The 12,380-nt window shown below is 50.8% G+C and carries 9 protein-coding genes; 5 read left to right on the forward strand and 4 right to left on the reverse strand.

Features of this window, described 5'->3' with window-relative positions; translation table 11 throughout:
- Positions 1-234: 234 nt before the first annotated feature.
- From acnB to QLG08_RS08735, 5 genes are all read left to right on the forward strand, one after another.
- Positions 235-2,832 (forward strand): bifunctional aconitate hydratase 2/2-methylisocitrate dehydratase, encoded by a 2,598-nt coding sequence (acnB, locus tag QLG08_RS08715; protein WP_085980279.1) that lies wholly within the window; start codon positions 235-237, stop codon positions 2,830-2,832.
- 158 nt (positions 2,833-2,990) lie between these two features.
- The gene (gene yacL / locus QLG08_RS08720; RefSeq protein WP_013024643.1) at positions 2,991-3,353 is read left to right on the forward strand and encodes a protein YacL; all 363 of its coding nucleotides are present in this window, start codon (positions 2,991-2,993) and stop codon (positions 3,351-3,353) included.
- Positions 3,354-3,504: 151 nt separating this feature from the next.
- Complete coding sequence (locus QLG08_RS08725; RefSeq protein ID WP_139366895.1) at positions 3,505-4,461, forward strand: 2-keto-3-deoxygluconate permease; 957 nt, start codon at positions 3,505-3,507, stop codon at positions 4,459-4,461.
- Positions 4,461-5,729, forward strand: coding sequence for a four-carbon acid sugar kinase family protein (locus tag QLG08_RS08730; protein ID WP_026021065.1), 1,269 nt, complete (start codon positions 4,461-4,463; stop codon positions 5,727-5,729). The genes QLG08_RS08725 and QLG08_RS08730 overlap by 1 nt, the downstream gene beginning before the upstream one ends.
- A gap of 609 nt (positions 5,730-6,338) precedes the next feature.
- The gene (locus QLG08_RS08735; RefSeq protein ID WP_013024646.1) at positions 6,339-7,886 is read left to right on the forward strand and encodes a methyl-accepting chemotaxis protein; all 1,548 of its coding nucleotides are present in this window, start codon (positions 6,339-6,341) and stop codon (positions 7,884-7,886) included.
- Positions 7,887-7,938: 52 nt separating this feature from the next.
- Here QLG08_RS08735 and QLG08_RS08740 read toward each other — a convergent pair whose 3' ends face one another.
- From QLG08_RS08740 to speE, 4 genes are all read right to left on the reverse strand, one after another.
- A complete protein-coding gene (locus tag QLG08_RS08740) occupies positions 7,939-9,111 on the reverse strand; it encodes a nucleotide disphospho-sugar-binding domain-containing protein (RefSeq protein ID WP_014592934.1) in 1,173 nt (390 codons plus the stop codon).
- A gap of 1 nt (position 9,112) precedes the next feature.
- Positions 9,113-9,880, reverse strand: a complete 768-nt coding sequence (locus QLG08_RS08745; RefSeq protein WP_227008665.1) for an alpha/beta hydrolase — start codon at positions 9,878-9,880, stop codon at positions 9,113-9,115.
- A gap of 731 nt (positions 9,881-10,611) precedes the next feature.
- Positions 10,612-11,421, reverse strand: a complete 810-nt coding sequence (gene speD / locus QLG08_RS08750) for an adenosylmethionine decarboxylase (protein ID WP_013024649.1) — start codon at positions 11,419-11,421, stop codon at positions 10,612-10,614.
- 28 nt (positions 11,422-11,449) lie between these two features.
- Complete coding sequence (speE, locus tag QLG08_RS08755) at positions 11,450-12,313, reverse strand: polyamine aminopropyltransferase (RefSeq protein ID WP_014606566.1); 864 nt, start codon at positions 12,311-12,313, stop codon at positions 11,450-11,452.
- Positions 12,314-12,380: the final 67 nt, after the last annotated feature.

Here is a 12,380-nt window from a genome sequence, read left to right on the forward strand (position 1 = left end):
TATGACTGTGTTAGCAGGCGGGGCTTTACGCCCTGCTTTTTTTCCGTTTACACCGGATTAGTTAGCGCATTCTGCTACAGAAAACCCTAATGTTGCTTTTTTGTAAACAGATTAACAAGGCGGTTAAATCCTGCTATGCTGCCCCACGCGGAACCGGGCACCTTACCCTACTCATGGAATGCGTTGTCATCAGGGTGCACCGGAAACCCATACAATGAGAGCGAGGAGAACGTCGTGCTAGAAGAATACCGTAAGCACGTTGCCGAGCGTGCTGCCCAAGGGATCGTACCTAAGCCATTAGATGCTTCCCAAATGGCCGCGCTGGTTGAACTGCTAAAAAATCCACCTGCGGGTGAAGAAGAATTTTTGACCGATTTGTTGGTCAACCGCGTACCACCCGGCGTCGATGAAGCGGCGTATGTTAAAGCAGGTTTCCTGGCTGCTGTCGCCAAAGGCGAAACAACCTCTCCTCTGGTATCTCCTGAAAAAGCTGTTGAACTGCTCGGTACCATGCAGGGCGGCTACAACATCCATCCTCTGATTGAAGCATTAGATGATGCGAAACTCGCACCGATTGCGGCAAAAGCGCTTTCCCACACGTTGCTGATGTTTGACAGCTTTTACGACGTAGAAGAAAAAGCCAAAGCAGGCAATCCACACGCGAAGCAGGTGATGCAGTCGTGGGCGGATGCCGAATGGTATCTGTCACGTCCTGAGCTGGCTGAAAAAATTACCGTTACGGTTTTCAAAGTCACGGGTGAAACCAACACCGATGACCTGTCTCCGGCACCGGATGCCTGGTCACGTCCTGATATCCCACTGCATGCCCTGGCGATGCTGAAAAATGCCCGTGAAGGCATTGAGCCGGATGAGTCAGGCAACATCGGTCCGATTAAGCAGATCGAAGCACTGCAGGCCAAAGGTTTCCCGCTGGCCTATGTGGGCGATGTTGTGGGCACAGGTTCATCCCGTAAATCGGCCACCAACTCGGTACTGTGGTTTATGGGCGATGACATCCCTAACGTGCCGAATAAAAAAGGCGGTGGTGTTGTTCTGGGCGGCAAGATTGCGCCTATCTTCTTCAACACCATGGAAGATGCCGGCGCGCTGCCGATCGAAGTGGATGTGAACGACCTGAATATGGGTGATGTCATTGATATCTATCCGTTTAAAGGCGAAGTGCGCAATCACGAAACCGGCGATCTGCTGGCCAGTTTTGAACTGAAAACCGACGTGCTGATTGATGAAGTGCGTGCCGGTGGCCGTATTCCACTGATCATCGGTCGTGGCCTGACCAGCAAAGCGCGTGAATCCCTGGGGCTGCCTGTCAGCACCGTGTTCCGTATCGCGAAAGACGTGGCGGAAAGCTCACGTGGCTACTCACTGGCGCAGAAAATGGTTGGCCGCGCCTGTGGCGTGGACGGCGTCCGTCCGGGTGCCTATTGCGAACCGAAAATGACCTCGGTGGGCTCGCAGGATACCACCGGTCCTATGACCCGCGACGAGCTGAAAGACCTGGCATGTCTGGGCTTCTCTGCCGATCTGGTGATGCAGTCATTCTGTCACACGGCGGCTTATCCTAAGCCAGTCGATGTGAACACGCACCACACGCTGCCAGACTTCATCATGAACCGTGGCGGCGTTTCCCTGCGTCCGGGTGATGGCGTGATTCACTCCTGGCTGAACCGTATGCTGCTGCCGGATACCGTCGGCACCGGTGGCGATTCCCACACCCGCTTCCCAATCGGTATTTCCTTCCCGGCAGGTTCGGGTCTGGTTGCCTTTGCGGCAGCGACCGGCGTTATGCCACTGGATATGCCGGAATCGGTACTGGTACGTTTCAAAGGTAAAATGCAGCCCGGCATTACGCTGCGCGATCTGGTTCACGCCATTCCGCTGTATGCGATTAAGCAGGGCCTGTTAACCGTTGAGAAGAAAGGTAAGAAGAACATCTTCTCCGGTCGCATCCTTGAAATTGAAGGTCTGCCCGATCTGAAAGTGGAGCAGGCGTTCGAACTGACCGATGCCTCTGCTGAGCGTTCTGCTGCAGGCTGTACCATCAAGCTGGATCAGGCGCCGATCAAAGAGTATCTGACATCTAACATTGTCCTGCTGAAATGGATGATCTCAGAAGGCTACGGCGATCGTCGTACGCTTGAGCGCCGTATCGAAGGCATGGAGAAATGGCTGGCGGATCCACAGCTGCTCGAAGCCGACGCCGATGCAGAATATGCTGCGGTGATTGACATCGATCTGGCGGAGATCAAAGAGCCGATTCTGTGCGCGCCAAACGATCCCGACGATGCGCGTCTGCTGTCAGATGTGCAGGGCGAGAAGATTGATGAAGTCTTTATCGGTTCGTGCATGACCAACATCGGTCACTTCCGCGCGGCAGGTAAGTTGCTGGACAGCCACAAAGGCCAGCTGCCAACCCGTTTGTGGGTCGCACCACCGACCAAAATGGATGCGGCTCAGCTGACGGAAGAAGGCTACTACAGCGTGTTCGGTAAGAGCGGTGCGCGTATCGAGATCCCGGGTTGTTCACTGTGCATGGGTAACCAGGCACGTGTCGCCGATGGCGCAACGGTCGTTTCGACCTCAACCCGTAACTTCCCGAACCGTTTGGGTACAGGGGCTAACGTCTACCTGGCTTCTGCGGAGCTGGCGGCGGTCTCATCACTGTTAGGTAAGCTGCCAACGCCAGATGAGTATCAGCAGTTTATGGCGCAGGTGGATAAAACGGCTAGCGATACCTATCGCTATCTCAACTTTGACCAGTTGAGCCAGTACACTGAAAAAGCGGATGGCGTGATTTTCCAGACCGCCGTCTGATTGCTGATCGTTGGTCTATTTAAGAGGGACGCTCTGGCGTTCCTCTTTTTTTATGCCTGAAAAGTGTCATGAAGGAAGCCGGATGTGTGCGCTAAGCAGGTGCATGGTAATGAAAATAGCGGTATAACAGCGCGAGTGACTGATAAAGAGATAAGATCATGGAGTATGAATTTCTACGTGACATCACGGGCAAAGTGAAAGTTCGTATGTCGATGGGACATGAAGCACTGGGCCACTGGTTTAATGAAGAGGTCGAGCACGATGCCAGCGTGCTGGATGAGGTAGAAGCGGAAGCCCATAAATTAAAAGGGAGTGAACGTCAGTGGCAACGTATCGGGCGGGAATACACGCTGTGGATGGATGACGAAGAGGTGATTGTCCGCGCGAATACGCTGAATTTTGAAGGCGATGAAATGGAAGAGGGCATGAATTATTACGACGAAGAAAGCTTGTGCTTCTGCGGTATGGAGGATTTTCTGGCGGTCATTGCTGCCTGGCGGCGCTTCATGCAAAACAGATAATACCGGTGAGTATTGCAGGCCCTGTGGTTCCCCTCCGTATTGATTGATTATGCTCAACTAACCGCGCGCTATTCTGCGATTCATGCCGCAATTTTCCTCTTAATGATTTAATATCATCATGGTGATTATAATTAATCATAATGGTGATAATATGGATATTAAAGCAACAGTTGAAAAAATCCCGGGCGGTATGATGGTTGTCCCGCTGGTTTTAGGGGCCATCGTGAATACGCTCGCGCCCGAAGCCTTACAGGTGGGCGGCTTTACCACCGCGCTTTTTAAAGAAGGTGCACCTGCTCTGATTGGGGCATTTTTGTTTTGTATGGGCGCAGGGATATATATCAAAGCGGCACCCAAAGCCTTGTTGATAGGCGGTGGCGTCACGGCAAGCAAGTTTCTTGTTGCTGTGGCCGTGGGCTTTGCTGTGGATACCTTTTTTGGCGCGGAGGGGCTGTGGGGACTGACGTCGGTCGCCGTCATTTCGGCCATGAGCAATACGAATGGCGGCCTTTATGCTGCGCTCGCGGGGGAGTTTGGCCAGGACAATGAAGTCGGCGCGACCCCCGTGATCTCCCTTAACGATGGTCCGGTACTCACCATGATTGCCCTGGGCGCGGCAGGGATGGCAAATATTCCTGTCATGTCGGTGGTGGTGGTGATCGTCCCCATGCTGCTGGGCATGTTGCTCGGTAATCTCGATCCAAAAATGCGCGATTTTTTGTCTCAGGGCGGCCCGATACTGATTCCCTTCTTTGCCTTTGCGTTGGGCGCCAGCATTGATTTTGCCATGCTGCTCAAAGGCGGGCTGGCTGGCATTGTTCTGGGGAGCTTAACCACGCTCGTCGGCGGCTTCTTTAATATAAAAGTCGATCGCTTGTTAGGTGGCAGCGGAATTGCCGGCGCGGCGGCATCCAGCACGGCGGGCAATGCTGTCGCCACGCCTGTTGCTATTGCTCACGCCGATCCCGCCCTGGCGGACGTCGTTGCGTCGGCCACGCCGCTGGTCGCGACGTCGGTCATTGTTACCGCAATTTTAACGCCCATGCTGACCTCATGGGTGGCAAAGAGTAATCAGCAGCGATCGCTGTCATCCACGGAGAAGTTATGATGAAAATGCTTGTCATCGCCGACGATTTTACGGGCGCAAACGATACCGGTGTCCAGTTGGCCAAAAAGGGCGCACGCACCGAAGTGATGCTGACGCCACAGCAGAAACCCTCGCGGCGGACTGACGTACTCGTCATCAACACGGATAGCCGGGCGCTTAGCGCAGAGCAGGCGAGCATTGCCGTTACTCAGGCGCTTTCTGCCTGGCTGGGCACGACGCAAAATAACGTACTGATTTATAAAAAAATCGACTCGACCTTGCGGGGGAACCCCGGGGCAGAGATTGCCGCGGCTATGGCGGCAAGTGGTGCCACGCTGGCGATCGTTGCCGCGGCCATACCTTCGGCAGGCCGCATCACGCGCCAGGGTGAGTGCCTGGTGCACCAGCGTCCGTTGCTGGAGACAGAGTTTGCCAGCGATCCTCGCACCCCGATTATTTCGTCGCGAATCAGTACGCTTATCGGCTTACAGACTCGTCTGCCGGTGAGTGAAATGTCGCTGGACGTGGTAAGAGGCGGTGAGCTACGTGCCCGGCTTGAAAGTCTGGCCCGGCAGGGAGGGGGCATCGTGGTCATGGATGCCGAAAATGATAACGATCTGACGCTAATTGCCCAGGCCGCCCTGGCCATGACCCGGCCCCCTTTATTGGTCGGTGCGGCGGGGCTGGCGAATGCACTTCCGGCTGAAAGTTACATGACTATGCATCAAACTCTGCCCGTATTGGTGGTGGCAGGCTCAATGAGTGAAATGACCCGACGTCAGGTTGAGCAGGCGCAGCGCTCAGGACGCGTTGACGTTGTCAGAATAGCGGTACAAACCCTTCTGGGGCCTAAAGATGAGTGCGAACATATCGTGGCCCAGGCGTGCGAGATTCTGATGCAGAACAGGCACTGTGTTCTTCAGACCAGCAGCAGCGTTGACGATCGTAATCAGATTGATGCTCTGACCGCGCACTACGAACTGAGTCGAGAAGCCTTAGGTGAAAAGCTGAGTCAGCGGCTGGGAGAAATCACGTTGGCGATTCTCGATCGTGCTCGTACCGGCGGCCTGTTTCTCACCGGTGGGGACATCGCTATTGCGGTTGCTAACGCATTGGGCGCTGAAGGTTATCGTATTCAGAGCGAAGTCGCTCCCTGTATCCCCTGCGGCACCTTCGTGAACAGTGAAATTGATGACCTGCCGGTTATTACCAAGGCGGGGGGATTTGGCACAGACAGTACGCTATGCGAAGCCCTGCACTACATAGAAGAGTTGTATCTCCAACCCTAAGCCCGGGCCTGTACATCGGCGACGTTGCAGTCGATGTGCAGGTTAAAATCGATTTCAGAGAGCACAAGGTAGGGCTGATTTGTATTAAGAGCACGGGGCACAGGGCAATATTTAACGCCGCGCGCGATGTTCTGTTTTATTAAAATATAACCTTTCACCAAAAAGATGAGGAGATGACAGGCGGTTTTGACATGAGTGATAACATTTAATTGGTTAATAATGCGATGGCGCTAAGTCAAATTAACGTTGCACTTTATTCCTTCAACGCAATGTTGTAAGCATTTTCATTCTCATCTCTTTTAAAAGTCTTTGATTTTAATCTTTTTTATTTCGGTGGGTTAATTCACGCTCCGCTGAAGCTGCATAGTGATAGATAAGCATCTCTGCGATTTTTTGAAGTGGCTTAAAATTAAAAAGGTAACGCAGTGGAAATTTCAGCAACTGCGTTAATAATCAACTGGACATTAATGCGTTTATATTGGCGTCACTCATTTTTGGGTGCGTTAACAGGCTTTTCATTAAATTTACATGCCTGATTATTAATGTTTTTGCCATTAGTCTCAGTTAATTAATGGAATTTATTTATTTTTTTCCACTCGCGGAGAAATTATGCTCAGCAACACATCTATCAGAACACGACTCTATATTGCATTTGGCGCGATTACGCTGGTCATGATTGTCGTTTGTGGCATGTTTTATGCCGGGTTTGGCCGGGTAACACAAGCCAGCCAGCTTAATATTCATACTTATCAGGTTGTTGAAGGATTAAACAAGGCCACCGAAAACCTGCTTAATATGGAGACGGGCGTGCGTGGTTTTGCGCTCAACGGCAAACCGCAGATGCTGGTCCCGTTTAATGAAGGAAAACAGGCATTCAGTCGATATATAGAGAGTACGCATCAGCTGACCCAGGATAATCCGGAACAGCAGAAACGTTTAGTTGATTTGGAAAACAGACAAAAGGCCTGGCTGGAAACCTATGCCCAAAAGGTGATCGATGCGCGCGAACGCCTGAATCAGGGCTCGCTGGATCAGCAGCGCTTTTTTGAGCTCTTTGCCTCGGGTGAAGGGAAAGTTCAAATGGATGCGATGCGCTCTGTCATTGAGTCAATGATTGCCACTGAAAAATCGTTGCTGCAGGCCCGTGCAGACGAGTTAATCACTGAGCGTACAAAGACCAGAATGACGTTAACAGGCGGGCTGGTGCTTTCGACAGCCATCTCATTGGTGCTGGGACTGCTTATTTCCCGTAGCATTTCCCGTCCTCTGACGCTGGCGGTGAATACGGCTGATACCATCGCCCGGGGCGACCTGACCTCCGTGATTACCGTGGATCGAAAGGATGAGACCGGCAAGCTGCTTGCGGCGCTGGCCAATATGCAAAATCATCTGCGGACACTGGTTTCTCAGATCAAAGACTCCGCTGCGTCGGTTGAACTGGCAGCCAGCGAAATCGCACAGGGAAATACAGAGCTCTCTTCCCGCACGGAGGAGCAGGCTGCCGCGTTGCAGCAGACGGCAGCCAGTATGGAGCAGATTACCGCTACCGTGCGCAACAACACTTCCGTCGCAGAATCCACCGCCTCTTCGGCTCGCGAGACGGAATCGCTGACCCGCGCCAGTGAAAAAGCCGTCAATGAAATGAGTCAGACCATGCACAGCATTTCGGTGAGTGCGGCCAAGGTCAAAGAGATTACGGCGGTCATTCAGAGCATCGCGTTTCAGACGAACATTCTGGCGCTGAATGCCGCCGTTGAAGCAGCAAGAGCAGGTGAACATGGTCGCGGTTTTGCCGTGGTGGCGAGCGAAGTCCGGACGCTGGCTCAACGCAGCGCCTCGTCGTCACGAGAAATCGGCACCCTGATTGAAGAAGCCGTCAGTGGCGTCGAGAAAGGCGTAAAAGCGGCAGATAATACGGCACACAGTATTCTTAAAGCCGCGAGCGAGGTCGCCTCGCTGGCACAATATATGGATGGGCTGGCTCTGGCATCGGTAGAACAAATGCAGGGCGTTTCGCAGGTCAGCGTGGCTGTGACCCAAATGGACAGCGTAACGCAGAGCAACGCGGCGTTGGTCGAACAGTCCGCTTCTGCATCTCAGTCGTTAACGGAACAGGCAAGGAGCCTGAGAGTATTAACGGCCGCGTTTCAGATCTGATGCCCATCGGCCAGCCAGGGTAAATCATGCCTGGCTGGCTGTGCCGGATGGCTTAACGGGTCAGAAAGTTTTCCAGTTCGTGACCTTTATTGCCCGCTTTATCAAATTGCGCCGCGTAGTAATCGCAATTATGTTTCTTATGGCGTGAAAGCGCCGCCATTTTCCGGATTTCCTTTATCCCTTTTCCTTTCAGCCCACAGGCCAGCCGCTCAAGTGCACGGGCGTTTTCAAACTGATCGAACGCGCGGGGATAGATCAGTTGGGGAACGCCATTCTTGAGTAACTGCGCGGTGGTGCCAATACCGCCATGATGAATGGCAAATAAGCACGTTTCGACAAGGGCAATATTCAGTTGAGGTACGGTCATCACGTCATCGTTCACCGACAAGGCGGTTGCTGTTGGCGTAACAAGTACGCATTTTAACCCCTCAGCTTTTAAGTCCTGCAATATCTGGCTAACGGACTTTTTCTCAGCCAGTGCCCAACTGGTAAAAAACACTACCGTCCGGGAGTCAATAAAGGCGGTAATCTGTTCGTCATCCGTTGATGCACGGCTTTTATTAAGCATAAAACCAGCGTAAAACCCGTTACGCGCTTTTTTCTGATAGAACCAGGGTTCATATAACACGATCGAACGCTGTCCACCGCTCACCCAGTCAGCATAAATATTTCGACAGGCGGGCAGGTGATTGTCGCGGCGTAATTTGTCCAGCGTATCCTGAAGTGCGGGTGACACCAGTGCGCGTTGAAATAAGGCCAGTTTCCAGTTCAGATTCACTCTCAGGCCTTTTTCCAGCGCGTTAATCACGCGCCCGGGCTGCAATTTTAAATTTGAATTGGTCAGGCTGATTGCATATTTCTTAATCTGGTATTTGTCACTTACCGCTTTTGCAGCGAAGCACCATAAAGAATGAATGATAATGCAGTCATCATCCACAAGGGCGCTCATGGCATTGAACATGGCTTCCTGCTGTTCCGCCATATAGTGTGAGATACGTTTCAGAGAGTGCTTTTTTTCCCACAGCGAACGGTCCTGTACCGCGTTGACGTACGTTTCTTTATCGCCCACCGCAACAAAGGAAAGTCCGCGAGAAACGGCTTCTGACCTGAAGTAATCGTTAGCGAGCAAATAAACATCGTGATTTTTTTCTTTCAGAAGCGATCCAATTTCAATACAGGGAAAGACATCGCCAGCTGAGCCGAGTGCGCCAATGATCACTTTCATTTCAGACACCAATCTGGTTAAAAATGGTGTTAAAGGCGGCAGCCGTACGCTCCCGGCTAACTTTTCCTTCCAGATCTAAAAAGTGTCCCGCATCTCTGATCTGATAAAAGCAGGTTTTGTCCGACTCGCCGCAAATCTCTTCAATGTTTTTCTGCGGCGTATGAATATCCAGATCGCCATTGATAAAGTGAAACTGACATGCCGAATTATCGATAATACTTTTGTAGTCATGATTGCGAATATTAGCGATTTGCTCAAGGTGGAAGCGCCCCTGGCGGTACTCAATTTCATCCAGCGTGGTGAGGTGTCTGAAATTGCAGAATTTCATTTTGTTCGGCAAATAGGCGCCGACTTCTTCGTTCATCAAATGCGCAAGATCGACAAATTTTTTCTCTTTTGAGTACAGATTTGCCTGTTTAACGTAGGTGCGCATTCGATCGTTAAATTCGAAAGAGTAAGACGCAATAATGGCGTGTTCCAGGCCATCTTCGCCGTTATTTAACAGCTTCAGCGTCGATGCGCCGCCCCACGAAGCAGAGGCAATAATGTTAGGCTTATAGATTGAAATAATTTCCCGAATGATCGCCACTTCATCATCCAGCGTAACGATATTACAGTCCTGCTCATTGTAGGGTTTCGATTTGCCGGAAAAAGGCAGATCGAACGTAATCACATCTGATTTATCCGCCAGAAACCGCTTCCAGTTCCGAAAGGAAGACGAGGTCGCCAGCGCGCCATTTATCAGGATGGTCCTGTTACGTGTGGGCACGCTGCATTTCACTAATTCCACATAAACGTTAAGTTTGTTTATGTTTATAACAGAGTATGCGTGACTCATATCACTCTCCTTACCAACGATTACCCGCGAAAAGTAAATTTTTTTAATGTATATCACAGGGTGATGTGATCATTAAGTTATTTTTATGTTTTATTGGTTTTTTTAATGGGATTCTTTTTATGCCTATGATAGTTAAGGTTTTTAATGAGGTTTTAGATGACTAACCTTAAATGGCTTACTTTTAATCAAAAATTAAGCTTATGTTTTCTTGCGATATAATGTGATCTTCCTCATGGAAAAAGCATTGGTTAGCGTGGCGTAAAGCGATGCAGTTTGTTATGTCACATCATTTTCATTACAGAAATTCATGTTAACTAAATTAATGATTTTGACGGATCTGGATTGGTTTTTTAGTGTTTAGTACTGAATATTTGAATTAATACCTGTGTTGTAGCGGAAAAGAGACAAGAGCGGCCGGAGGAGGGCAGCGATGACAGCGCTGAGCAGGAGAAAGTGAGACGCGGGGTTCTGCGCGTATTACAAGAAAACTGCTCGCGGCCACCAGGCGATAAAGCCACCAGAAGAGGCAAATTAACCGGACGGCGGCCATCCTGGTTTGCAGCGCATAATAAGTCCTGTTCTGGTTGAAACGGGAAGAGGCATGGATAATGACGAAGGAGAAAATGGCCCCCAACGCAGGGGGCAGGGCAGCGGTAGGGTGACTAGTACGTTTTTAATCCCACTGACGGAATATTTCTGCCGTAGTAAATCTCACGCATTTCCTTCCACAGCAGGTCGGTAATACGTTTATGCTCCTGAGGCGTCAGATCTTCAGGGCGGGTATTGAAAAGATAGTGTTTTAAATCGAACTCTTTTAATAACATCTTGGTGTGAAAGATGTTTTCCTGGTAAACGTTAACATCCACCATGTCGTACATGCCCTTCATGTCTTCAGACATAAAGTTCTGAATAGAATTGATTTCATGGTCGATAAAATGTTTCACGCCGTTCACGTCACGCGTGAAGCCGCGCACGCGATAATCCACCGTGACGATGTCTGACTCCAACTGATGAATCAGATAATTAAGCGCCTTAAGAGGGGAGATCACGCCACAGGTCGATACTTCGATGTCGGCACGGAAGGTGCAAAGGCCGCCTTCTGGGTGGCTCTCTGGATAGGTATGTACACAGATATGACTCTTATCAAGGTGCGCAACGACGGAGTTGGGCAGCGGACCCGGATGTTCTGACGTATCAATATCTTTGGGATCGATGGGTTCCTCACTGACCAGAATGGTCACGCTGGCACCCTGTGGCTCATAATCCTGACGGGCAATATTCAGGACATTTGCGCCAATGATGGAACAGGTTTCGGTCAGAATTTCTGTCAGGCGATTGGCATTATATTGCTCATCGATATAAGCAATATACCCATCACGTTCAGCTTCAGTATTTGCATAGCAAATATCGTAGATACAAAAACTCAGGCTTTTGGTCAGGTTATTGAAGCCATGTAGTTTTAGCTTTTGCAATTTTATTCACCCCCTTATAAATGCCCAGTCAGCGCGGGTCTTCCAGTGCATTCAACAGATATTGTGGCAGGGCAAAGCTGCCAGTATGAATCGCCGGTGTATAGTAACGGCAGCGCAAGCCAGAGGCTTCGAAACGCGCCTGTAACAGGGCCGCGTCGGGCTGGCGCAAAGCAGGATTGTCGCTGGCCCAGGCAAACGTCATGATCCCGCCATAGTAGGTCGGGATAGCCGCCTGATAAAAGCTGACATCCTGGAAGTAGTGGCTGAGTTTACGATGGCTGTTCACTGCCTCATCCTGCTGCAGGAAGCAGACGCCGTTTTGTGCAACGAAAATACCGTTCTCATTCAGGGCTTTTTTACAGCCTGCATAGAATTCAGAGGTAAACAGGCTTTCGCCCGGACCGATGGGATCGGTACAGTCTGAGATAATAACGTCAAACTTTTCAGTGGTGTGATTGACGAAATTCACGCCGTCATCGATAACCAGATTGAGACGCGGATCGTCGTAAGCGCCGGCACTGTGATTGGGCAAATACTGACGGCAAAAGGTGACCACGCCAGCATCAATCTCGACCATTGTGATTTTTTGGATATCAGCGTGGCGGGACACTTCGCGCAACATGGCACCGTCGCCGCCGCCGATGATCAGCACGCTTTTTGCCGAGCCGTGAGCCAGCAACGGCACGTGCGTCATCATCTCGTGATAGATAAACTCATCACGTTCGGTTGTTTGCACCACGCCATCCAGCGCCATGACGCGACCCATGGCCGCGTTTTCAAAGATGATTAAATCCTGGTGGGCCGTTTTATCCCGATAAAGCTGTTTATCGACGGTAAAATACTGGCCAAAGCCGGCATGAAGTGTTTCATACCACATCTCATTTTGGGCCATGATGAAGCTCTCCTTTCGTGACATCACCCCGAAAATCGGCGGGACATCATAGCTAACTATGATAGTC

This window comes from Pantoea sp. V106_11 (genome assembly GCF_029967885.1).
Classification (GTDB): domain Bacteria; phylum Pseudomonadota; class Gammaproteobacteria; order Enterobacterales; family Enterobacteriaceae; genus Pantoea; species Pantoea ananatis.